Below are 23,904 nucleotides of genomic sequence, written 5' to 3' on the forward strand. Positions count from 1 at the left end.
TCCAGATCGACGAGGTGGAGGCCCTCTTCACGGATGAAGCCGGCCGTCCTCTCCGCCTCCCCATAAGGAGTTAAGGCGGTGGATGAGCCCGGCGGCTTGGCGGCTTCGAGGGCGGCCTGCTCCTGCTCCATCAGCGTGCCGAGCAGGCTCGTGTAGGCATGCACGGCCGGGGCGACCGGGGAAGCTGCGGAGGCGTCTGCCAGCTGCCCCCGGGCTTCGGCCACCTCCGCCCTGGCCTGCGTGAGGGCGGAGGCGTTCCGGTCGGCCGGATCCAGCAGGTACGTGTACAGGCGGCTCAGATGCGTCTCGGCGGCTTGGACCGACTGCTGGTAGAGCAGGATCCGGCTCATCATCTCGTCATAGCTCCGCTGGACGATCTTGCCGCTCTCGAAGAGGAAGTACGTGACCGTATTCATCAGAAGCACGAGCAGCGGCAGGAAGAGGAGCAGCTTACGCCGGATGGTCATGGGCAAGACCCTCCTCCACCTGCAGCGTCTGCGGTTTCCCGCGTATAGACCTCAGCCCCCGTAAAATGCTCGGAGGCCGGCGTCCGGCCCTCCCAGTAGTCATGAAGCAGGGAGACGGCGTCATACCCCATCCGGTACGGTTGCTGGACAAGCGTCGCAGCGATCCGGCACCCGCGGATGGCCTCCTTGGTCTCGGCAAGGTCGTCAAAGGCGAAGATGCTGAGGCCGCCCTGCGGGCGGGTGCGTTCGGCAGCTTTCAGGGCGCCGAGGCCGTCCAGGGCGCTGAAGCCGACGATGTAGCGGATGTCCGGATGTTCTCCGAGCAGCTCCTCCGCCTGCTGGGCCGCCTGAAGGCGGGAGGCCTCGGTCGAGCGGACGCCCACGATCTGCAGCCCGGGATAGCGGGCCGCCACCGATTGGAAGCCCGAGAGGCGCAGCTGCTGGCTGTAGGCCTGCGTGCCGATGAGCACTCCGATGCGGCCCTGGCCGCCGGTCTGTCTGGCGACGAGCTCGCCCATCGTCTCGCCGGCCTTCCGGTTGTCCGTGCCGATGTAGGCGAGACGCCGGCTCCCCGGTTCGTCCGCATCGACGGCGATCACCGGAATGCCCCGGCCGGCGGCCTGATCGATCAGAGCCCGGTGCTCCGGGCTGTTAATGCCTTGGACGAGAACGGCATCGGCCTTGGCGGCCAGGGCCTTCTCGAGCAGCCGGATCTGCTCCTGCGGGTTGATGCGAAGCGGCCCCCGGGAGTCGAAGCTCATTCCGTAAGCGGCCGCCGCTTCCCGGGCGCCGCGTTCGATTGTGCGCCAGAACGGGTTGTCCTCGACCTGTGAGATCAGGACAATCTGCTTCGGGGTTTTCCCGGCGGAGGGGTCCCCTTGCGGGGGATGGGCGAGCTCGCGGATGCGCAGCGTAGCCAGCAGGAACTGCAGGAGCAGCCCGAACAGCACGATCAGAAGAAGGGCTATGCCTCCGTTCCACAAGTTGCGAGAGCGCATGCGGTTCTCCTTTTTGGGTTCATTGGAAGTAGACCCATTATACAAGAAACGGGGCCATACGAGAAAATCAGCCTCCCAGGCCCTATTGAAAATAATGCTTGCAGGTGACGCAGCGTCACCCGCTATAATCGGAATCAGTGAGGCGATCAGGCAGAAAGGCAGGCATATCCCATGAAAGAACCGCAGCAGGCATACATGACGACCGGCCAAATCGCACGGCGCACCGGGCTGACGCTCCGGACCTTAAGGTATTATGACGCGATCGGTCTGCTTAAGCCGACACAGCACGACAGCACGGCCGCACGCCTGTACAGCAGGGAGGATATCATCCGGCTGCAGCGCATCCAGACGCTCAAATACATCGGGCTGTCCCTCTCCGATATATCGCAGATTCTCTCGCAGGATACCCTGCCCGAGCAGGACCTGAAGGCGTCCCTGCGGATGCAGAAGGAGCTCATGCGGCAGAAAATGGCCCATATGCGGTATGTCACGAAGGCGATCGATGAAGCGCTCGGCATGCTGGACGGCGGCGGGCAGGAGGTCGGCTGGGACGAGCTGACGGCGATGATCCATACCGTCCATACGGAGAAGGACTGGGGCGAGCAGTACCGCAGCGCCGCCAGGCTGCAGGCGCGGATGGCCCTGTATGACGGCTACAGCGCCAACCGGACCGGCTGGCACCGCTGGTTCTTCGACCGGCTCCCGCAGCGGCCCGGGCTGAGGGTGCTCGAGCTCGGCTGCGGGGACGGCGCTTTGTGGGAGCGCAGCAGAGAGCGGATTCCGGAAGACTGGAGCCTCACGCTGACCGACCTCTCCCCCGGCATGCTGGAGGAGGCCAGGAGCCGGCTTGGAGGAGCAGCGGGACGGTTCCGGTTCCTGGCCGCGGATGCGGAAGAGATTCCTTTTCATGACGGGGAGTTCGACGTCGTGATTGCGAATCACATGCTGTACCATGTGATGGACATCCCGCGGGCGGCGGCCGAGATGCACCGGGTGCTGAAGCCGGGCGGCCGGCTCTATGCCTCCACGATGAGCCTGCGGCATCTGCAGGAGGTGGAGACGCTCGCGAAGGCGTTCGATCCGCAGATCGAGGTGCTCGATCCGGTGCTGGAGCGCTTCCACCTGGAGAACGGGGAGGCCATGCTGGCGGGGCCGTTCCGCACGGTGAAATGCTTCCGCTACGAAGATCATCTGCTGGTGGACAAGGCTGAACCGCTCATCGCCTACATTACCTCAACGCCGATGAACGCCAAGGAGCGGCTCGTCGGTGAGGCGCTGGAACGGTTCCGCGGGGAGCTGAAGGACCGGCTGGAAAGGGAAGGCAGCCTGTTCATCACGAAGGACACGGGCTTTTTTCTGGCCGTCAAATCATAACCAGCCGTTAAATCCTAGATAGAGAAGAGGAATGCGAATGAATCCGCGAATTCGGATCGAGAAGGAAGAAGTCCTGTCGGACAACTGGTATGTGCTCAAAAAAATGACATTCCGCTACCAGCGCAGTGACGGGACGTGGGAGACACAGGTGAGGGAAGCCTATGACCGGGGCAACGGTGCCGCGATTCTCTTGTATGATCCGGACCGACGGACGGTGGTCCTGACCCGCCAGTTCCGGATGCCGACGTATCTGAACGGCAACGCGAGCGGGATGCTCATCGAAGCCTGCGCAGGTCTGCTCGACGGACAGAATCCGGACGACTGCATCCGCCGGGAGGCGGAGGAAGAGACCGGGTACCGGGTCAGGGACCTACGGAAGCTGGGGGAAGCGTATATGTCGCCGGGCTCCGTAACGGAGATTCTGCACCTGTACGCGGCCAAGTACGATCCGCAGATGCGGACCGGCGGGGGCGGGGGCCTCGAAGAAGAGCAGGAGCACATCGAGGTGCTCGAGCTTCCGTTCGACCGAGCCCTGGCGATGGTGGAATCCGGCGAGATCCGCGACGCCAAGACGATTATGCTCCTGCAGTACGCACAGCTTCAGGGGCTGCTGGCCCCGCCTGTAAGGAAGCCGCTGCAGATTCTGGTGGCCGGGCCGTACCGCTCGGGCACGGGCGACGACCCGCGGCGCATCGAAGCGAACCTGCAGGCGATGAACGAAGCGGCCCTGCGGGTCTATGAGCTCGGCCACCTGCCGATGCTGGGCGAATGGCTGGCGCTGCCGCTGCTGGAGACGGCAGGCTCCCGGAGCATGGGCGACGAAGTATGGGACCGCATGTTCCATCCGTCGGCCATCCGGCTCATCTCCTGCTGCGATGCGGTGCTGCGGATCGGCGGCCCGTCCGCGGGAGCCGACGAAATGGTGAGGGCCGGCGAGGCGGCGGGCAAGCGGATCTACCGCAGTCTCGGGGAGCTGCCGGCAGTATGATGGGGCGATGTGAGGAAGGAGGGTGGCATGTCCACCCTCTTTTTTGAGAAAGATAAGAATGTATAGCTCACAAGATCCGATTCCGTAATCCTAAAATTCAGCGCTTCTCGCCGCCATGCCGGACCGCACTCACCGGGACAGGAGCCGGGAAGGCGGTCCGGCATGCAAGAGTAAGACTCCCCGCAAGCCTTGGGACGCGAAAGGATCGTCCGGGAGCCGGACGATTGTGGGAGTACCCTGTTCTATGGGGATGCGGCGCGCCGATTCACGGTCCGTGTCCGTTCTGCACTCAAAACAATTCTTCGTCTTCGCTGGGCTCGGGTTCGGTTGAGGAGACTCCTTCGATCAGCACATACAGGAAGAATACCACTGTCAAGGCAATAAGAAAGTTGACATTCCAGTACACCGAGTTCAAAGGCATCGTTCATCATCCTCCTGATCCTGGATTCGGCGTTCGTTATATCCTTTTATTACCCCCAAATTCAGGAAATGCGACGCGTCTGTCCGGGTATTTTTTCTGCGGGGATGAGAGGAAGGATGCCGGTTCCCTTCGGACGGGACGTACCCGGGCGGAGCATGAAGAAGACCTAAGAGCTGCCGGGGTCCTGCTGAAGATTTGCCGCTCCCGATGGGGGAGCTCAAGACCCGGCTGCCAGCCTTGGAAGCAAAAGAAAACCCGCTGTCAGGACAGAAGCCTGAGGCGGGTTGATTCGAGGTTGCAGCGGAAAAAGTGGCGATTCCCTGTCTCGTGCGGGGTCTAGTACAAATCGTCGAAATCTTCCCGGGTCTCGTCCCGGTCGGGAGGGACACGGCGGACGAAGTAGATGGCGGACACGATGCCGAGTCCGATCATGATCGCGATCGGCCATACGCTCATCGGGTGGTCATCCTCCCTTCCGTCATGCCCTTCAGAGGCAGCTTAACGGTCATAAGGCGGAGTCGGAGAGAGCAGTGTGAAGTCAAGATGACCGTGGCTTCCTTTCGCTTAGAAGATGTGAGTACTTAGGTAAGCTCAAGTATATCACCTGCATCTATCACGGAGGCTAAAGATTGCCTAAAATTTAAGATGGTTCGCCTGCTGCCTAACCGCGGAGACGCCTTGACATCACCAACTGTATTCGATATGATTACAGTAATAAGCAGGAAGCGGCTTGCAGAATGTGGAACGGCGGCTGTCCGCCCATGCATGCGGTACGCTGGCAGGGTCCCGAAGGCTGTGGAGCGAATCGGTCCAGGCTGCTTGATCGTTCTTTTGTTCTAAATGTAATTATTTTTATTACAGTTATTAGCGGTCCAATCTATCCAGTCAGGTGGTGCAGGAGCATGAAATTCGAAGAAGGACAATGGGTGCAGGGACGCACCGCAGAGGGGGAGCTGATCCAGGGCTGGGTGGAGTCATCCGATTCCCTGGAGCGGATCGTGAAGGTCCGTGTCGTGAATTCGGATCATATGGACATACTGGGAAAGCGAGTTGCCGTCCGTGAGGCTTGGCTGAAGGCTCTGCCGTCCAATCCGTTCGCCGGAACAGAGGGAGTGCGTGATCTGATCGATCTTGCCCTGTCCACCCGGGACCGCGATTGGTTCATGGAGCTGACGGAGCTGTCCGGCGCCAGCCGGCGGCCGGCGGAGCGGGAGGCATCGTCATCCGAAGCCCCCTGCCGGCGCACGACGCCCCTCACCTCGACGAACGGGGCCTGATTCCGGTATTCAGGCTCAATACAAATCTCAATTTATGGAGTGATTTCAAAAGATGAAACCAAGCTATCAACCTTTGTTCGAAACCTTTACGCTGGGTCAAGGCCTTCAGCTCAAAAACCGCGTCGTGATGGCGCCGATGACCAACTTCGCTTCGCATGAGGACGGTTCCGTCTCCGAGCAGGAGCTGCAGTATTATGCACGCCGTTCGGCCGGAGCCGGCATGGTCATTACGGCCTGCACCTATGTCACGGAGAACGGCAAAGGCTTCCCGGGCGAGTTCGCCGCTCACACGGATGAGATGATCCCAAGCCTGCGTTCCCTGGCGGATACGATTAAAGGGAAGGGCGCCAAAGCGGTGCTGCAGATCTTCCATGTCGGCCGCAACCTGTCCCCGGGCTTTGTTCCGGACGGCGACGTGGTCAGTGCAAGCGCCGTTCCGACCGAAGAAAATCCGGCCCTCACCCCGCGTGCGCTGACGGATGAGGAGGTTGTGTCCATCATCCGCGACTTCGGCGAGACGACCCGCCGCGCGATCGAAGCGGGCTATGACGGCGTGGAGATTCACGGCGCCAACGGCTACCTCATTCACCAGTTCTTCTCTCCTCACTCGAACCGGCGCGAGGACCGCTGGGGCGGCGACGTCCAGGGCCGCCTGGCGTTCCCGCTGGCGGTCCTGCGCGAGGTGAAGCGGGTCGCGGCGGAGCACGCCAAGCAGCCGTTCATCGTCGGCTACCGCTTCTCGCCGGAAGAGGCCGAGACGCCGGGCATCACGATGGAGGACACCTTTGTCCTGATCGATGCATTGACAGGCGAAGGGCTAGACTACCTGCACGTGTCGCTGATGGATTACCGCTCGGAGCCCCGCCGCGGCGCCGACGCCTCCAAGACGCGCCTCGAGTGGCTGCAGGAGCGCATCGGCGGCAAGGTGCCGCTGATCGGCGTAGGCTCCATCCACCGTCCGGAGGAAGCCGTCGAAGTACTCGAGAAGGGCGTGCCGCTCGTTGCGGTAGGGCGTGAACTCATCATGGAGCCGGACTGGGTCGAGAAGATCGAGAGCGGCCGTGAAGCGGAGATTCGCACGACGCTCAGCAGAAGCGCCCAGCAGGAGCTCGTGATTCCGGATGGCCTCTGGCAGGCGATCATGAATGCACCGGGCTGGTTCCCGGTCGAAGACTAAGACTAGCCGGCAGGCGGGCCTACCGAACGAACCTCACAGCAGCGATTACATGGATACCGATTGGGCCTGTCCGAGAAGGTGTAATGTTATGTCTTAAGGACAACAGCCCCTTTATTTCTTCAGAAAACGCCAAAGGCACTTAGTAAGGAATGGAGATTACTCCAGTCCTGCTAAGTGCCTTTTTCGATCCATCACTGCTTTTTTGAGCAGATTATGGAGTGATCATTTTGATAAGTGCAACTTAAAAAGTTGTTATTTATGCTTCCGTTTTGTTATTTAAGGGGGACAGCCTGCGGAATATAATGAAGAAGCCAACAACATCGTAACCGGTTACAGTGTCTTAGGAGGATCAAGGGTGACGACGATTTACGATATTGCCAAGAGAGCGGGTGTATCTTCCGCAACGGTGTCCCGGGTGATCAACGAGCACAGGGATGTTAGTGAGAAAACAAGGCAAAATGTGAAAAGCATCATGGCTGAGCTTGATTTTCGGCCGAATGCGACAGCCAGGGGGCTGGCGACCAAAAGCTCTCAGTTGATTGGGGTATTTTTCCAAGATCATCTTCTGACGGGATTAAAGCATCCGTTTCTGCAGGATGTGCTGAGCAGCTTCGAGGTGGTGGCCGGCGAGAAGGGATATGACTTGCTTCTGTTTGCGAATTACAGTGCCGAAAGCACGGATAACTATGAGGCCAGAGCCAGGCGCAGAGATGTCGACGGCCTCCTGCTCTTTGGTATATCGAAGACAGATCCCAACGTCTCGACCATCATCAAAAGCCAAATTCCATGTATTTCGATCGACATGGATTTATATGGTCCGCGCACTGGATATCTGGCTTCCGACAATGTGGGCGGCGCTATTCTTGCCATTGATCATTTCGTGGAGAATGGCCACCGGGACATCGCCTTCTTTGCCGACATCTATAACAGCAAGCCGGGGCTCGATCGTTTGATCGGTTATCAGCAGGCAATGAACAAACATGGGCTGCCTTATCCGTCCGAATGGACCCTTCATTCCGATTTCAGCGAGCAGGGCGGTTACGAGGCGGCACAGCGCCTGCTCAGCCTGAAGAAGCGGCCAACCGCTCTCTTCTGCGCATCGGATACCATGGCTCTCGGTGCCATGGAGGCGCTCTCTATGGCGGCGCTTGTCGTTGGACAGGATATCTCGATTATCGGATTTGACGACATTGCCATACTGAAGTACCTGAGACCGGGATTAACCACGATCCGCCAGAATCGGGAAGAAATCGGGAGGAGGGCGGCGCAGGCCCTATTTGACATGATCCATTGCCCGCAGTCGCACCCGCCGATCCTGACTGTCCCGACGGAACTGGTTATACGGGAAAGCGTCGCCTGTCTCATTCCTTCTTCGAAACCGGTTACGGAAATATCACCAAATTATTGAACATACAGGGGGAGTTTTTCTTGAAAAAAGCACCGACTTCCGTATTGGCAGCAATGGTAACAGCATCCATGGTGTTCGCGGGTTGTTCCTCGAGCACGCCTGCTTCAGACACCGGACCGGCAGCTGCAGAGCCGGGCGGCAAAGACAAGCCGGTTACGCTGAATGCCTGGATCATGCCGAACAGTCCAAAGCCGGATCAGGACTTTTTGGCAACATTGAAGCCATACCTCGATCAGAATAAACATGTGACCTTGAAAGTAACGGTGCTGGATTGGGGCTCGGCATGGACCAAAATAACGACGGCCGCAACCAGCGGGGAGGGTCCCGACCTGCTTCAGCTCGGCACATCCTGGGTTCCGGCGATCGCTTCGATGAATGGAATAGAAGACATTACCGGCAGGGTGAAGGAGATCGGCGGCGAAGAGGCCTATCTCCCGGCAAGCTGGAAGACAACCAAGATTGAAGGCAGCGACAAAATCTATGGTGTTCCCTGGTTTGTGGATGCGCGAGCGATTTTCTACCGCACGGACGCTTTTAAGAAGGCGGGAGTCGACCCGGCCACGGCATTCGAAACGTGGGATTCGTTCAGGGAAGCGCTAAAGAAAGTGAACGGAGTTCAGATCGGCGATCAGAAGATGAGCGCCCTGGCCATCCCGGGCAAGAATGACTGGAACGTGCCGCATAACCTGTTCCCCTGGATTTGGGGCGCTGGTGGCAGCGTGCTGACTATGGACAACAAGGCAGCCGCTTTCAATGACGAGAAGGCCTTGGAAGGCATCCTGTATTATACGGGCCTTGTGCAGGATGGGTTAGTGGATAAGACATCCCTTGAGAAGAACTCGGCCCAAGTGGAATCGGACTTTGCCGACGGGAGATCAGCGGTTCTTTTTGCAGGCCCTTGGATGGTGAAGAACTTTACCACGCCGACGGATGCCGGCGGGATGGCCGAGAAGCTGGCAGCCCAAAACTATGGCGTAGCTCCGCTGCCTGCCGGTCCGAAGGAGAGAGCAACCTTCATTGGAGGAAGCAATTTGACGGTATTTAAAGGCTCCAAGAACAAGGATGCCGCCTGGGATGTCATCCGATTCCTCTCTACGGACGAGGCTCAATTGTCTTACGCCAAGCTGACCGGGTTCTTGCCTGCCAAGACCAAAGTCATTCAATCGGAGGAGCTTACCAAGGATCCGGGATTTGCCTCTTTCGCCGAAGCGGCCAAATACGGCAAATCCTACCCGTCGATTCCACAGTGGGGACCCATGGAAACAGCCCTTGTCAAGTATTTCGGCAACATTTGGGATATCGTCGCCGGTGTGAAAGGCACGTACAGCAAGGAAGCGGTGAAACAGCAACTTGACGATGCCGTCCGCGAAGTGAACGGAATTCTCAACCAGTAATCAGAAGGAGATATGTTATGCAGCCTGCAACCGGTTCTTCAGGAGATGATAACAAGAAATTTGCGATCATTCTCCAGGATTTCAGAAAAAATCGATTCGCCTACGCCTTGGTCCTGCCGACGATTCTCTTTATGCTGGCTGTACATTTATGGCCTATGCTGCAGGGGATCTGGATGTCTCTGCTCAAGCTCAACCAGTTTACGCTTAACCAATATTTGAGAGCGCCGTTCGTCGGCCTGCATAACTATACGGAGCTGCTTTTTAATACGAACAATCCGGTTCGACAGGGCTTGCAGTATGCTCTCCGGAATACGGCAATTTACACGGTCGTTGTCACGATCGCCGTGATGGCTTGCGGACTTGGGACAGCGATGCTGATGAACCGGGCGTTCCCGGGAAGAGCGATTGCGCGGACCGCTCTGCTGCTGCCTTGGGTGGTCCCCTCCTATGTGGTTGGAATTCTATGGGGATTTATGTGGCAGAAAGAAGGGATTATCAATTATGTTCTGGTGGATGTGCTGCATCTGCTGGATGACAAGCCATTCTGGTTGATCGGGTCCAACACGTTATGGGCCATTATCATTCCGACCGTATGGCGCAGCTGGCCGTTTCTGATGATCGTCTTCCTGGCCGGTCTCCAGACGATATCCGATGAGCTCTATGAAGCGGCAGAGATCGACGGAGCGAACAAGTTCAGGCAGTTTATGAGCATTACCCTGCCCTTACTGAAACCGATCATCGCCGTTCAGCTCTTGTTCCAAATCATTTACAATGTGTATTCCTATAACATTGTTGCCATGATGTTCGGCAACGGTTCAGGTTACCCCGGAGAGTGGGGCGATCTGGTGATGACGGCAATGACCCGTCAGACTTTCGGGTACTGGGCCTTCGGAAGCGGTTCCGCCGCCTCGTTCATGCTGATGCTGATCATGTTTGTCATCGTCGGCATCTGGTATCGAGTCTTCAGATCGGAGTTGAATACGTAATGAGCAAGCGGCAATCCCGTTTTATTCTGAACGGTTCTTTGACCACATTCACCTGGATGATCGTGCTGTTCACCATTTTTCCTATATTCTATATGGTCTTTGCTTCCCTGCACTCGAATGAGGACATTCTCCGGGGAATTACAAGCTTTAGGCTCGTGGACCCCAAGTGGGAGAATTATCGGGATATGTGGATTAACATCGATTTCTTCAACTTTTTTAAAAACAGCCTCATTATTTGTACGGTCACGATGCTGCTCGCCAGCTCCTTCGCCGTGATGGCAGGCTATGCGCTTGCCAAATACCGGTTTTTCGGATCCAAAACACTTGAAATGGGCATTATCTCGACACAGATGATTCCAGGCATTATGTTCCTGCTCCCGATCTACCTCATGTTCCTGGGATTGAAAGAAGTACTCGGTATTCCTATGATCAATACGTATTGGGGTATGATTCTTGTCTACACTGCTTTCTATACACCGATGAGTATTTGGATTATGCGAAGCTTCTTTGTAGCGATCCCGAACGATCTGGAAGAATCGGCACTGATTGACGGCTGCACCCGGTTCCAGGCCTTCGTGAAGGTGATTCTGCCCTTGTCGGTTCCCGGTATGATTGCCACCTGCATCTATATCTTCCTTACCGCTTGGGATGAGCTGCTGTTTGCTTGGGTGCTTACGACAAGTCCGGACGTACAAACGATTCCCGTGGGCATCCGGCTGTTCGTCGGACAATATCAGAATCGATATGATCTGCTGATGTCGGCGGCTACCGTAGTGACAATTCCGGTCATCATCACGTTCTTTTTGACACAGAAATATTTCATCCGGGGTATGACGGCTGGTGCGGTCAAGGGTTAGTGAACCCCTGAGCCTTATACAATCCAAAAAGTGAGGTTGAAAGAGATGAACAAAAGGCTATTTCCTTCTGACTTTACGTGGGGGACAGCGACGGCGGCGTATCAAATCGAAGGCGCCGGCAGCGAGGATGGGCGAACACCCTGCATATGGGACATGTTTGCTGCAATTCCGGGAAAGGTACACGGGGGGCATAACGGAAGTGTGGCGTGCGACCATTATCACCGTTATCCCGAGGATATTGCCTTGATGGGTGAGCTTGGTTTCCAGTCGTACCGGTTCTCCGTTGCCTGGCCCCGTATAGTCCCGGAGAAGGGGAAGCTGAATGAGAAGGGCATCGACTTCTATCTGCGTCTGCTGGAGCAGCTGCACAAGAATAACATCAAGCCGTCGGTGACGATGTATCATTGGGATCTGCCGATGTGGCTCTATGAACAGGGAGGATGGCTCAGCCGGGACACGGTAGCGCATTTTGAAGAATATGCCGACACCTTATACCGAAGGCTCGGGGACGCCGTACCGATGTGGATCACCCATAACGAGCCTTGGTGCGCGGCATTCTTGGGCTACGGCATGGGCGTGCATGCCCCTGGGCACGAGGATTGGAATGAAGCGTTAACGGCTGCCCATCATCTTCTGCTGTCCCATGGCAGAGCGGTACAAGCTTACCGTGCAGCGGGCCTTCAAGGGCAGATCGGCATCACACTCAATCTGAGCCACGTCGATGCGGCTTCTCCATCGGAAGAGGATCAAAGGGCAGCCCGAACCGCAGACGGGTTTACGAATCGGTGGTTCCTGGACCCTGTATTCCGCGGTGGTTATCCTGAGGACATGATGTCCCGTTTTGCTGACCTTGGCGTTACCTTTGAATTCATAAAGCCGGGTGATTTCACGACGATCTCCACACCCAACGACTTTGTGGGAATCAATTACTATACCCGCCAATTGATTCGGGCCAACCCGGAGGATACAGCTTTCGGTTTGGCTCACGTCAAAGGAGAGAACCCGCACACAGATATGGATTGGGAGGTATACCCCGACGGGCTGTATCATCTGCTGCGGAAGGTATCCGGCGAATACTCCGACCTGCCGATTTATATCACGGAGAACGGGGCCGCTTATGCCGATGAGCTCTGCGACGGCTCGGTGAACGACGGGGAGCGGGTCGAGTATTACCGCGGGCATGTGGAGGCTGCACACCGGTTTATTCAGGAGGGCGGACCGCTGAAAGGATATTACTGCTGGTCGTTCATGGATAATTACGAGTGGGCTTATGGATACTCCAAGCGGTTCGGCATTGTTCATGTGGCTTACGAGACCCAGATCCGGACGCCCAAGCAAAGCGCGTTATGGTTTAAGGAGCTGATCCATTCCAATGCCCTGCCGGCAAGATGAGCATCACTGGTGCTTTAACGTCTGATTCAGCTATAGAAGTGCGATGCATATAGAACGGTCGTCAGGAAGCACCGGCATCCATGGCCGGTAATCGCTCTAAGGATTCAACTGTCCGAAGCGGAGGACGGGCTTATGGTCCTCCGCAAGATACAGGAGGTATCCGGTGCTTGCCTCGGCCGCTTATGCGCATATTCATCTGGAGCTGGACGTTCATACATAAGGAGTTGGAGACGATGAAAATGAGAAAAGCACTGGTTATTGGACTGTCGGTATTGACCCTATGGGGACAAGCGGCAGGCGGCATACTTGCGGGCCCATCTGTTCCAGGCAGTCATGGGACGGAATTGGCGGACGTGAGGGAGCATTGGTCGGCGGCCGAAGTGGTCAAGTGGGTGGATGCTAAGGTGCTCGAAGGGTATCCGGATGGAACCTTTCGGCCCGACGCGCCTATGACGAGGGCGGAATTTGTGACTGTGCTCCAAAAGCTGTTCGGATTCCGTATAAGTCCATCCGGCAGCCAGGCAGCTTTCGATGATATCGAAGCGGATGCTTGGTATAAGGATACGGTCACCGCAGCGCTGCAGAAAGGATACGCATCCGGGTACCCGGACAACACCTTCCGGCCGAATGCGCCGATTACCCGAGAGGAGGCCGCCGTTCTTGCCGCCAGGGTGTTCGGGCTGGAAGTGAGGCATGACGGAGAGGGAACGATGCTCCCCTATCCGGATGGGGACCGGATCAGCGGATTTGCTCGGAATGCGGCGGAAGCCATGCTGGCAGAAGGTTCAATCACAGGCTATCCGGACGGAACCTTTCGGCCCCAAGAGCCCATTACGCGTGCCGAAACCGTAAGTCTTCTTAAGCGTCTAACCGGGGAGGTATTCCATAAGCAGGGCACGTACGGCAAAGCGGAAACCATGCCGAACGCCATCGTGAATGCCCCAGGCATCAAGCTCTCGGACGCAGCGATTGCCGGACGTCTATATTTGACCGATGGCATTGGCGGCGGAGAGGTGGCCTTGGAGCGCATGCAGGTGAAAGGGGTTACAAATATCGGTGGAGGGGGCCACGTGCAGCTGACCGACTCCACGTTCGGGACCGTAGTGATCAAGAAGCAGGAACAGGATGTCCGTGTAGCTGCGGCGGGTACTACGACCGTAGAAAGGCTGGAGGTGCGGTCGGAAGCGCTTGTGGAAGCCGCTTCTTCAGGTATGAAGGATGTGCTCATTCATACCGAAGGGCCGAATGACACCGTTACGCTGACCGGCACCTTCGGGCGTGTGGAAGTCGCGTCGGCTGACAGCCATGTCGTGGTGGCGGCCGGATCAACCATCGGCGAGCTGCATATCCTTGAGGGCGCCAAAGGAACGAAAGTGGATTCTGAAGGAGCGCTCCGAAGCTTGTCGGTCGACGCTGATGGCGTATCATTAAACGGGAAAATGATCGCCAAAGGCGCATCATTGAAGGATGTGAAGCCACCAGGCGGGACCAGCAGCCCTGGCAGTGGCAATGCGGGCGGAGGCAGTACCCCCGGCAGCAGCAGCGGAGGGAGCGGCTCCGGTGACGGCGATGATGGCAGCAGTGGGGGCAGCGACCCCGGCGATGGCGATGATGGCGGTGGCGGAGGCAGCGATCCCGGCGATGGCGATGATGGCGGTAATCAGGGACTTGCCTACGCGGTACAGGCCGGTACTCTTCACGGAACCACCCGGATCGAAGCGATTGCGGGTGAGGGCCGTCACCTTGCCGTCAAGGTAAGCCATGAAGTGTTAGCCCAGCCGGCAGCGGGTGACAAGGCACCTGCGGACCGGACGGTGCAGAACCCCTATGTGCCGGGCACGGACATTAGCGGTGTCGACGCGGTAACCAATAAATATATCGGGCTGTATGAGTTGGATTCGAACCAGAAGGTGATAAGATACCGGCTCATCCAACTGGGTGCTGATCAGATCGCAGCAGAAGCATGGAAGCTCAAGTGGTCGGATGAATTCGACCAGCCGGGGGTAGATCCGGCCAAGTGGAACTTCATCGAGGGGGGCGGCGGGTACGGGAATCAGGAGCTGCAGAACTATACGAACCGTCCCGAGAACGCGCGCGTGGAGGACGGCAGCCTGGTGATCGAAGCCCGCCAGGAATCCTTCGGAGGAAGCGCGTACACCTCTTCCAAGCTCACATCCCAAGGAAAAGGCGAATGGACGTATGGCCGGTATGAGATCCGTGCGAAGCTGCCGGCTGGACAGGGCATCTGGCCTGCGATCTGGATGATGCCGGCGGATGAGGCCCTCTATGGCCCTTGGCCATCGTCAGGCGAGATCGATATCATGGAGCTGCTCGGGCATCGGCCCAATCAAATTTTCGGCACGCTTCACTACGGCAAGCCCAAAGAGGAATCCCAGGCTTCGTACATCCTGCCCGGAGGTGCAGGCTTCGATGACGACTATCATGTATTCGCCATCGAATGGGAACCGGGTGAGATCCGGCATTATGTGGACGGCATCCTATACAGCCGGATGAACGACTGGTTTACCCGCAATGAGAATGAGGCGGCAGCGTACACGTATCCTGCACCCTTCGACCGTGACTTCTATATGCAGTTGAATCTGGCCGTCGGTGGGAGCTGGCCCGGGAATCCGGATGCGACCACAACGTTCCCGCAGCGGATGCTCGTCGATTACGTAAGGGTGTATGAGCTCGACGGGATGTATCGCAGTGCGGGAACCCGTCCGAAGCATGAGGTGGTGCTGCGGGAGCCTGCTGCGGATGGAAACTACGTAAGTAACGGCAGTTTTGAGAACGGATTGGATGCATGGCAGTTCCAGCCGTTTGCCCCGCCGGCGGACCTGTTCGGCGGCATGGGAAGCGTAGCGGTGGATCAGGGCGCAGCCAAAATCACGATCGATCAGGAAGGCAGCCAAACCTATGCGGTTCAATTCGTGCAGCCGCAGATCCCTTTGGAGAAGGGAGCGGCTTACCGGCTGACTTTCGATGCCAGATCGGACGGGGAACGCACGATGGTCACAGGCATTTCGGGACCCCGGCGGAGCTACACAAGATATTTGGACGATCAGAGCGTCGTGCTGAGCTCCGGGCTTCAACGGTATTCGTATGATTTCGAGATGAAAGCAGAGACGGACGGCAGCGCGCGTCTGGAATTCAACCTCGGGAAGGCCGGAACACGGCCGGTTTGGATCAGCAATGTGAAGCTCATCCAAACTCAAGCGCCGGGTCCGAATCCGGTGAAGGAAGTGCTGCCGGACGGCAATTATATCTATAACGGCACCTTCGATCAGGGCGACGACCGGAAGATATTCTGGGACTTCATTACCGCGGATGGCGCAGAAGCAGACTTGAGGGTTACGAACGGGCGGCTCGGCTCCCGCCTGGTTAGAGAGCTTCAGGTGGACGTCAGGAAAGAAGGGACTGGCGCATCTTCCGTAGCGGTGAGTCAGGACAAGCTGTCTCTGGACAAAGCGTCCGCGTACAGCGTCATGTTCAGTGCAAGGGCGGATTCTCCGCGTCCCCTGGAATGGGATGTGAAGGCGGGCGACCCGCAAGATATCGAATTCCTGAGCGGAAGGCAGCTGGAGCTGACTCCCGAGATGAAGAACTATCAGTTCGACTTTGCCACAGCCGATTCGGACCGTTCCGTCGAAGCGAAGCTCGAATTTCTGCTCGGCGACGCCCGTGGCAGCGTCTATCTGGATAACGTCCGGCTTGTGAAACGGGGAGTTCCAACGGAAGTGAACGGATGGACGCATATGGATGCTGACCAGTACTGGGGAATGCAGGGGATTCAGGTGGGCGCAGACGGGACTGTCGGCTATCTGGATGCGGGGGATTATTTTGAATTCAAACTGAATGTCTCGCAGGCAGGCAATTATCTTGTCCAATCCAGGTTGGCCAGTGATATGAGCGAATCCTTCGCCAGACTGACCTGGCGCGATGCCAACCGGAACGTGTTGGGCACACAGGACTATGGGATCGGCCGCACAGGCGGGTGGGATAATTACCGCACGATGGACCTGGGGCAGGTTCACTTGACTCCGGGCGTGTATTACCTGGAGATCTCAGGTGATAAATTCAACACCGATTGGGTGGAGCTGAGCCCTTCCCTGATCGACAATGGCGGCTTCGATGACGGCCTGCAGGGCTGGGATTACTTCGAAGCGGATTGGCTGCCGGGTGTAAGCCCATCCTACGCTGAAGCTAAGGATGGGAAGCTTCAGGTCAATATCGCCGATCCGGGTACGGAAGAGTGGAACATTCAGGTGAAGCAGCCAGGCAGATCGCTCGTTAAGGATCGGTTCTATACCGTAAGCTTTGATGTGTATTCCACGATAGAGCGGAACATACGGGTGGTGGCCCAGCATGATGGAACCCAGGATAATGTATGGACGCCTTATTATGAGAAGATGATTCATCTGGACGGCACGCAGCAGCATGTGGAAGATGCTTTTATAATGCAGCATGACTCTGACCCGAGTGCCCTCTTTCAGTTTGCGCTTGGACAGACGGGCGCAATCTCCGTCCCGCATGCCGTCTATATCGACAATGTGGTGCTGAAGGAACGGGCCACTATCCAGCCTCAAGGTGTCAATCTGCTGCCGAATTCGGATTTCTCTCAAGGGACATCCGGCTGGGTTTCTTACTCCCCGGAAGCAGATCAGCTTACGGTATCTGCTGCGGAGGAGCAGCTGAAGATCGATATCGGCACGCCGGGCAGCAATCCGTGGGATCGGCAGGTCTTCCTGGAGGGCGTTGCTTTTCAGGAAGGATACAACTATACGCTGACCTTCAAAGCCCGAACAACCAAGACGCCGAGGAAAATGAATGTGAGCACCGGCCGGCTGAGCGGAGCCCCCGACTACGTATGGACGGGTTACCACTCCGAGGTTATCGAGCTGACAGCTGAGGAGCAGACGCACACCGTGAACTTCGATGTACGGCAGCCCACGAATGCCAGCGGCCGTGTTAGTCTTGAGCTGGGGAACATCGACGGAGGCGGATCAGGCGGGCTGTCTGTATATATTGATGATATCCGCTTGGTGAATAACGGGCCTTCAAAGCCATAAGAACCGACATGTAATTGAAAACATTAGAATATGCTAAAAGCCCTCCGGGTTTCGGGGGGCTTTTAGCATATGATCGACTATTAGAATTGATCCCGGTATTCCTGGGGGGTGACTCCGTATCGTTCCTTGAACACCTTGATAAAGTAATGTGCATTGGAATACCCGAGCTCCGATGAGATTTCATAAATTTTATCACTGCAGCTCTTGAGGAGATAAGCGGCTTTGTCCATCTTGGCATTGTAGATCAGCTCACTGATGCTTTGTCCGGTTTCCGTTTTATACACCTTGGACAAATAAGCGGGGTGGAGGGAGACTTGGGCGGCAATCGTCTGCAATGTTACGGTAGACAGATGGGCTTCCACAAACTGATGAATGGTTTGTACGAGGGCGCTTTTGGAATGCTTGACCTCGTACTCCAGTTCCTTTCGGATGCCGCTCACCATGCGGAAAGTCCACTCTTCGACCAGTTGGATAGATCGGAGATGCTCCGGAGGAAGCGGAGCTCCTGCCATATCGGTCAGCAGCCGGCCATTTTTATGGGCAATATAGTAAAAGGCGGACGACAGTACGGTGTAGGTTTCCATGAGATGCTCCTGCGAATCATTCCACTCGCTGCGGATTTCGCCGAAAATCGAGTACAGCTTCTCTTCGAAAGCATCCCAGCGTCCCGATTCGTATAGATGGATCAAGGTAGGCGGCTCGTAAAGCGATCGAATCGTTTGGACCGAAAGCGGCTCCGGATCGCCCGAGAGGGAGAGAAAGTATCCTGTGTCATTGCCGATTCTTTTGCGTAGAGCCGATAAGGAGTCCTGGTAAATCGCTTGAATGCCCTCAGGGAATGTCCCCCACTTGCCCGTCACGACCGAGATGCCTCCGCCGAGATAAATGTTTACATTTCGCTGAAGCTGGCTGGCCAAGGACTCCAAGGCATGGTCCGAAGTATCGGGTGAATCGAAGGGAGAATTCTTGGGGGTAACGACATAAACAAGCATCTCATGGATGTCCTTACAGGACCATAATTGAAACTGCCCCGAGAACGTTTCCCGTGCAATGTTGTCAATGGCATACTCAAACAGCAGCAAGCTGTCCGTATCATGTTTGAGAAAAAATTCCTCCAACCGAATCAGCATGACGCTAATCCGGTCCCCTTGGAAGAAGGGAATCCGGTATTTATCAAGCTGTTCCGCTAGAGACGGTGAATTTGCGCTCCTGCCTTGAAGGAGTTCATTAAGCAGCTTATCCTTCAAGAGGGGCAAATGTTCCTCGAAAGTGCGGATCGCCTGATCGTAAGAAGCTAAGGCTTTCCACTCATCCCGCATTTGATCTGCCACATTCCGGATGGAGGCCATAAAATCGGCATCGCTGATGGGCTTCAGCAAATATTCGCTTACCTCGTGGGATAACGCTTTGCGTGCATAGTCGAACTCTGCATAGCCGGAAAGCAGAATGCATTTGGTTCGCTTATATTGACGGCGAATCGTCTCAGCCAGCTCTATGCCGGACATACCCGGCATGGAAATATCGGTGACCACGATATCGATGGCGGTGTGCTCCATGATTTGCAATGCTTCCGCACCTGAGGAGGCAGTGAATACTTCTTCAATCTGCAGCTCGCTCCACGGTATCGTTGCAGCCAAATCTTCTACAACGTAGGATTCATCATCCACCAGTAATAGGGTAAGCACTTAAGTTCCTCCTAAGTTTTATTGTTGAGTGTAAATCCTAAGTTTAATGTTCAGTGTATATCGGATACCGCCTGCGGCCGACTCGCTCACCTGCAGTCCGGAGTCTTGGCCAAAGTGCAGCAGGGTTCGCTGGTGGACATTCCATAATCCGTAGCCCGATGATTTCGGTGTAGGGGCCAGCAGACTGTTGCGAAGCTGCTGCAGCTGCTCCGGCTCCATGCCCACTCCGTCATCCTCTATTACGATGGTTAGCCATCTTCCGGACTGCTCCGCGCAGATACGGATCAACCCGCTGCCAACCTTGGGTTCGATGCCATGGATGATGCTGTTTTCGACAAGCGGCTGAATCAGCAGCTTCGGGATATGGAATTCCAGTAGAGGCTCTGGTATGTCTATCACATGATCGATTCGCTGCTTTCGCAGGTTTTGTATGTTCAGATAATGGATGACCAGCTTCAACTCCTGACCCAGCGTAGTCTGGGACGTATCCACACGGGTCAAGTAACGATAGTATTCGCCCAAGCTGAGGGCCATCGACTTAATCGATTCGGTATCGCCGACGGAGGCTTTGCTTTTAATGAAAAACAGGCAGTTGTAAAGGAAATGGGGATTAATTTGGGATTGAAGCTGCTTCATCACGGCATCCTGGGAACGGATTTGCTCCAAGTATACACGCTCGATGAGCTCCTGGATCCGATCGGCCATCTCGTTGAAGCCCATATACAGCATCCGGAATTCATAGGTCCGGATAGGCCTTACGCGAGCCGTCAGGTCCCCTTGCTTGAACTTGTTCATTACCCTGATGAACAGGGATATGGGTCTTTGTATATTCCGGTACAGCAAAGCAGACAGCACGATCCCCAAGATCAGGAGCATCACCGTGGACACGATAAAGAAATTGCGGCCTTCCTTGATCGGGACGAGCACCCGTTCGAGCGGAACATAGTCGACTAAATACCACCCGAGTGATTTCGAATGGACATAGTTGACGAAGTACTGCTGACCATGAATCAGGATCAGCTGCGAACCATTGGAGGAGAGCGATTGCTCCTTTAGCTTGGATGCGACTTCAGTGGTGAATTCCGCTTGAGAGGTTTGATTGACGATCGTCCCGTTCTGCTGGTGAAACAAGAACGGGTCTCCTCCCGAACGTTTGAACAGATCGAGCATCTTGCGAATGTTCTCATCTTGAAAACGAGTCTCTATCACGAGATTCGGATGTTGGACGGGAGCCTTGCCACGCTGGGGGGCCGCAATCAGAAAAACAAATTCGCCCTGCTCCGACTGCCCATGTTTGGAATAAGTCCATGATCCGGGATTCTGTCCCATGACCTGCCTGTAATCGCTGTCAAGTGAAGGCGCGGTGGAGATGGTTTCACTCGTTAACGGGAAATGCAGCAGCATTTGATTGGGCCACGAGCTGCTGGCGCTCTGCAGGGTTAATTTCTCTAGAATCGTGATTCTCAATTTATTGGCGTCGAGTAAATGATCCAAATGATTGATGTTGCGATAGTCCTGAATCGACGGATCTCGCTCAAGGGTGTAGGCGCTGATAGCCAGCTGATCGATTTGGTTCTCCATCTGACTCAGGAAGAAATCCAGCTGGTTTACGTTGCTTCGCTGAATTTCCTCGCGGACTACGCTAACATTGATGGAGTATGTATGCCGATACAGCAAGAAGATAACGAGGAATATCATAAATACGGCGAATATCATTTTGGCAGATAGATTCGGCTGGATTTTCAATCTGGACACCTTCTTTTTGATCCAATACACTTATTTTACTATAGATTTAAAAACTAGAGTAAAAAATACAGGAAATTCAGTGATGGATTCCTATCTTATTTGAAGGCAGAGGATACTTAATGAACCGCTTTATACTGCTTGGTATGACGGCACTCTTCTTTCTCTCCGGCTGCAGGCAGGATGGGGGGAAGGAGTCGGAGTTGATCCAGGGCACAGCGGATACGGCTGGAGGTCAGATCGTCCAATTCAACCCGCAGAAAGACAAGTATGATCCTCCGGCAGTGATGACCGTCGCTGCAGCAGTGAATCCGGAGATGACGTTCAAGAATGGCGAGACGCTCGAGAACAATGTACACACCCGCTGGGCGAAGGAGCGGCTTGGTATCGATATCCGTTACTTGTGGACCATTCCGAATCAGAATCATTCTTTCGATACCAAACTAAGATTGGAGCTTGCTGCCGGACGGCCATTACCCGATGTGCTTCCCGTTAGAGGTGAGGTTGTGCACGAATTGATCGACTCCGGTCAGTTTATGGAGGTGGGGGAGCTCTTCGAGCGATATGCTTCGAGGTCTTGGAAGGAGGCGATGGATACCGATCCATCCGTATGGCATCCCTATATGAGAAACGGCAAGAAGTATGCGATACCCATTTTGGATTATGAGTATTCCTCCGATCCTGTGCTGTGGATCCGTGAGGACTGGCTGAAGCGGTTGAACCTTAAGGCGCCGGAAACCATGGATGAGCTGACTGAGGTGATGAAGGCGTTCTCAACTGGGGATCCGGATGGCAATCACCTGAAGGATACGTATGGACTGGCGGTCGGTTTTAAGAACGGCATGAACAGTTGGATGGCCGATGCCGACTGGATCTTCGGAGGGTTCGGCAGCGTTCCAGGACAGTGGAATGCCGGAGATGGAGGCAGGCTCGAATACGGCTCGGTAGATCCGGGAGCCGAGACCGCTTTGGCCCTATTGCAGAGGTGGATGAAAGAAGGGTATATCTCCAGAGAAGCCGAATGGTTTGATGAGCTGCGTGCCGCCCAGCAATTCGCCTCGGGGGAGGCGGGGATCGTTGCCGGACCGATCTGGATGAAATATTGGCCGCTCGGTGATATGTTGAGCAGGAACAAGGACGCGGTGATCGCCGCATATAAGATACCCTCCGGCCCGGACGGTAAGGTTGCACGCAGGGGCAGCCTGCTTAACAACGGAGCAGTGCTGATCAACAAGGATATGAAGCATCCGGAGCTGTTCTTTACGTATCAGAATTATTTGTTCGATCACTACGCACAGCAATCCGGTGAATTCAAATACGGATTGGCCGAAGGCTATGATTGGGTGAGGACACCAGAGGGGCAGGAGTCGTCGAAACCCAGCGATATCCCCGGCGGGTATGTACGGGTGGCGGCGTATACATTGACATTTGACGGAGCGAGAATTCCGGAAGCATGGAACAGGAATGTTGTACCTGAAGATGTTCCTGTTCATAAAGTGCTGCTGAGCCAGGCTGATGCCTCGAAGCAAGACATGTTTCGGGGGGCCCCGACGGAAACGATGGGACTGAAAGGGGAACTGCTCAAGAAGTTGGAGAAGGAAACCTTTATTCAAATCATTTATTCACGGCTCCCGGCTGCGGCCTTCCGTGAATTTACGAGATCATGGAGAGGGCTCGGGGGTGAACAGATCACAGAGGAAGTGAACCAGTGGTATGACGAGGTGAAGTAAATGCAAGAGAAGGGGTGCCGATGAATGAGATCATCGGTCACCCCTTCTGTGGTATGCCTGGCGCAGGCATCAACTATACGGTGACAGTCAGGAACAAGAAATGGAAACTAATTCCATATAGTGTTTGTTTTGGGCTTTAATTGCTCGTATACTTTACCCAATCGTAGTATGCATAGAGAGGAGTTTTTCCGTCATAACTCCCGAGCCAGGAATCCACGCCCGTTCCATTCCAAACATTCATCATGATCTTTCCAGGCGTTTGCGGAATGTTGGAGGTGGCGGTATGCTTTAATACGCCATCTACGTACCACTTAATAGAGCCTGCCTGCCAATCAAACGCATACGTATGAAATCCCTGAGAAGCATCGAAGCCGAGGTCAACGACCTTCTCATGACCGCCGACACCATTGGTATAGTAATTAAACTGTACTTTCGTGGTGTCCTTGCCAAGGAATTCGATGTCGATCTCATCCCACGGGGTTCCATCGCTCGGGCCGGTATAGGTGAAGAAAGAGGAGACAATACCCACATTCTTGGCAGGCTTCATGTTGACCTCGTATTTGCCGAAGCCGTATTTGTTCGTGGAACGGTACTCGCCACAATCAAACTTGTTGTAGGATGGACTTGTGATCTTTAGTTCCAATTGTCCGCCGCTGGTGAAATTGGCGTTATTCGCTCTCCAAGTACAATTAAACATGGAACCGTTGGAATAGTTGTCTGCCTTCTGCCAAGTGCTGGAATTGTGATAAGTGAGCGGCTCCCAGAACTCCCATGCTGCTGAAGCGGATGTAACCAGACAAAGCGATAAAATCAATCCGACCAGTGCAACCATCCATTTCTTCTTTTTCATAAATCTACCTCCTGCATATAGGGATTGTGTTACAACTCTATGCTATCAGGGATGTATAATGTAAGCGATACCAATTATTTGAGAT

The 23,904-nt window shown here is 55.5% G+C and carries 16 protein-coding genes; 11 read left to right on the forward strand and 5 right to left on the reverse strand.

The window, feature by feature from the left end:
- Positions 1-463 precede the first annotated feature (463 nt).
- On the reverse strand, positions 464-1,465 hold the full coding sequence (locus ACP26L_RS04145; RefSeq protein WP_426451311.1) for a substrate-binding domain-containing protein: 1,002 nt from the start codon (positions 1,463-1,465) through the stop codon (positions 464-466).
- Positions 1,466-1,636: 171 nt separating this feature from the next.
- Between ACP26L_RS04145 and ACP26L_RS04150 the strand changes: the two genes are divergently transcribed.
- Together ACP26L_RS04150 and nudK are read left to right on the forward strand one after the other, a co-directional pair.
- On the forward strand, positions 1,637-2,839 hold the full coding sequence (locus ACP26L_RS04150) for a MerR family transcriptional regulator (RefSeq protein WP_426451312.1): 1,203 nt from the start codon (positions 1,637-1,639) through the stop codon (positions 2,837-2,839).
- A gap of 37 nt (positions 2,840-2,876) precedes the next feature.
- On the forward strand, positions 2,877-3,827 hold the full coding sequence (gene nudK / locus ACP26L_RS04155) for a GDP-mannose pyrophosphatase NudK (protein WP_426451313.1): 951 nt from the start codon (positions 2,877-2,879) through the stop codon (positions 3,825-3,827).
- A gap of 289 nt (positions 3,828-4,116) precedes the next feature.
- On the opposite strand, the gene ACP26L_RS04160 is transcribed toward nudK, so the two are convergent.
- The gene (locus tag ACP26L_RS04160) at positions 4,117-4,248 is read right to left on the reverse strand and encodes a hypothetical protein (RefSeq protein WP_426451314.1); all 132 of its coding nucleotides are present in this window, start codon (positions 4,246-4,248) and stop codon (positions 4,117-4,119) included.
- A gap of 902 nt (positions 4,249-5,150) precedes the next feature.
- Here ACP26L_RS04160 and ACP26L_RS04165 point away from each other — a divergent pair.
- The 8 genes from ACP26L_RS04165 to ACP26L_RS04200 all read left to right on the forward strand — a co-directional run bounded on the left by ACP26L_RS04165 (position 5,151) and on the right by ACP26L_RS04200 (position 17,811).
- Complete coding sequence (locus ACP26L_RS04165) at positions 5,151-5,525, forward strand: IDEAL domain-containing protein (RefSeq protein ID WP_426451315.1); 375 nt, start codon at positions 5,151-5,153, stop codon at positions 5,523-5,525.
- Positions 5,526-5,577: 52 nt separating this feature from the next.
- A complete protein-coding gene (locus tag ACP26L_RS04170) occupies positions 5,578-6,702 on the forward strand; it encodes an NADH-dependent flavin oxidoreductase (RefSeq protein ID WP_426451316.1) in 1,125 nt (374 codons plus the stop codon).
- Between the two features lie 355 nt (positions 6,703-7,057).
- Positions 7,058-8,110 carry a LacI family DNA-binding transcriptional regulator gene (locus tag ACP26L_RS04175; protein ID WP_426451317.1) on the forward strand — a complete coding sequence of 351 codons (1,053 nt, stop codon included), beginning with the start codon at positions 7,058-7,060 and terminating at the stop codon, positions 8,108-8,110.
- A 20-nt stretch (positions 8,111-8,130) separates the two neighbouring features.
- Positions 8,131-9,504, forward strand: a complete 1,374-nt coding sequence (locus ACP26L_RS04180) for a sugar ABC transporter substrate-binding protein (RefSeq protein WP_426451318.1) — start codon at positions 8,131-8,133, stop codon at positions 9,502-9,504.
- Between the two features lie 17 nt (positions 9,505-9,521).
- Positions 9,522-10,490, forward strand: coding sequence for a carbohydrate ABC transporter permease (locus ACP26L_RS04185; RefSeq protein WP_426451319.1), 969 nt, complete (start codon positions 9,522-9,524; stop codon positions 10,488-10,490).
- Positions 10,490-11,347 (forward strand): carbohydrate ABC transporter permease, encoded by an 858-nt coding sequence (locus ACP26L_RS04190; protein ID WP_426451320.1) that lies wholly within the window; start codon positions 10,490-10,492, stop codon positions 11,345-11,347. The genes ACP26L_RS04185 and ACP26L_RS04190 overlap by 1 nt, the downstream gene beginning before the upstream one ends.
- Before the next feature lie 45 nt (positions 11,348-11,392).
- Complete coding sequence (locus ACP26L_RS04195; protein WP_426451321.1) at positions 11,393-12,739, forward strand: GH1 family beta-glucosidase; 1,347 nt, start codon at positions 11,393-11,395, stop codon at positions 12,737-12,739.
- Between the two features lie 233 nt (positions 12,740-12,972).
- Positions 12,973-17,811 (forward strand): carbohydrate binding domain-containing protein, encoded by a 4,839-nt coding sequence (locus ACP26L_RS04200; protein WP_426451322.1) that lies wholly within the window; start codon positions 12,973-12,975, stop codon positions 17,809-17,811.
- Positions 17,812-17,891: 80 nt separating this feature from the next.
- On the opposite strand, the gene ACP26L_RS04205 is transcribed toward ACP26L_RS04200, so the two are convergent.
- Together ACP26L_RS04205 and ACP26L_RS04210 are read right to left on the reverse strand one after the other, a co-directional pair.
- Entirely contained in the window at positions 17,892-19,496 is a 1,605-nt protein-coding gene (locus ACP26L_RS04205; RefSeq protein ID WP_426451323.1) for a response regulator transcription factor, read from the reverse strand.
- Between the two features lie 18 nt (positions 19,497-19,514).
- Positions 19,515-21,242 carry a histidine kinase gene (locus ACP26L_RS04210; protein WP_426451324.1) on the reverse strand — a complete coding sequence of 576 codons (1,728 nt, stop codon included), beginning with the start codon at positions 21,240-21,242 and terminating at the stop codon, positions 19,515-19,517.
- 119 nt (positions 21,243-21,361) lie between these two features.
- Here ACP26L_RS04210 and ACP26L_RS04215 point away from each other — a divergent pair, with 119 nt between their 5' ends.
- Complete coding sequence (locus ACP26L_RS04215) at positions 21,362-22,969, forward strand: extracellular solute-binding protein (protein WP_426451325.1); 1,608 nt, start codon at positions 21,362-21,364, stop codon at positions 22,967-22,969.
- Between the two features lie 136 nt (positions 22,970-23,105).
- On the opposite strand, the gene bglS is transcribed toward ACP26L_RS04215, so the two are convergent.
- Positions 23,106-23,819 (reverse strand): beta-glucanase, encoded by a 714-nt coding sequence (bglS, locus tag ACP26L_RS04220; protein WP_426451326.1) that lies wholly within the window; start codon positions 23,817-23,819, stop codon positions 23,106-23,108.
- Between the last annotated feature and the right edge of the window lie 85 nt (positions 23,820-23,904).

The sequence above is a fragment of the Paenibacillus sp. S-38 genome, from assembly GCF_049942825.1.
Classification (GTDB): Bacteria; Bacillota; Bacilli; order Paenibacillales; family NBRC-103111; genus Paenibacillus_G.

Coding starts and splice junctions, on each gene's coding strand:
- ACP26L_RS04145 (WP_426451311.1), bottom strand. CDS start 1,465: ATGCGCTCTCGCAACTTGTGGAACGGAGGCATAGCCCTTCTTCTGATC.
- ACP26L_RS04150 (WP_426451312.1), top strand. CDS start 1,637: ATGAAAGAACCGCAGCAGGCATACATGACGACCGGCCAAATCGCACGG.
- nudK (WP_426451313.1), top strand. CDS start 2,877: ATGAATCCGCGAATTCGGATCGAGAAGGAAGAAGTCCTGTCGGACAAC.
- ACP26L_RS04160 (WP_426451314.1), bottom strand. CDS start 4,248: ATGCCTTTGAACTCGGTGTACTGGAATGTCAACTTTCTTATTGCCTTG.
- ACP26L_RS04165 (WP_426451315.1), top strand. CDS start 5,151: ATGAAATTCGAAGAAGGACAATGGGTGCAGGGACGCACCGCAGAGGGG.
- ACP26L_RS04170 (WP_426451316.1), top strand. CDS start 5,578: ATGAAACCAAGCTATCAACCTTTGTTCGAAACCTTTACGCTGGGTCAA.
- ACP26L_RS04185 (WP_426451319.1), top strand. CDS start 9,522: ATGCAGCCTGCAACCGGTTCTTCAGGAGATGATAACAAGAAATTTGCG.
- ACP26L_RS04190 (WP_426451320.1), top strand. CDS start 10,490: ATGAGCAAGCGGCAATCCCGTTTTATTCTGAACGGTTCTTTGACCACA.
- ACP26L_RS04195 (WP_426451321.1), top strand. CDS start 11,393: ATGAACAAAAGGCTATTTCCTTCTGACTTTACGTGGGGGACAGCGACG.
- ACP26L_RS04200 (WP_426451322.1), top strand. CDS start 12,973: ATGAAAATGAGAAAAGCACTGGTTATTGGACTGTCGGTATTGACCCTA.
- ACP26L_RS04215 (WP_426451325.1), top strand. CDS start 21,362: ATGAACCGCTTTATACTGCTTGGTATGACGGCACTCTTCTTTCTCTCC.
- bglS (WP_426451326.1), bottom strand. CDS start 23,819: ATGAAAAAGAAGAAATGGATGGTTGCACTGGTCGGATTGATTTTATCG.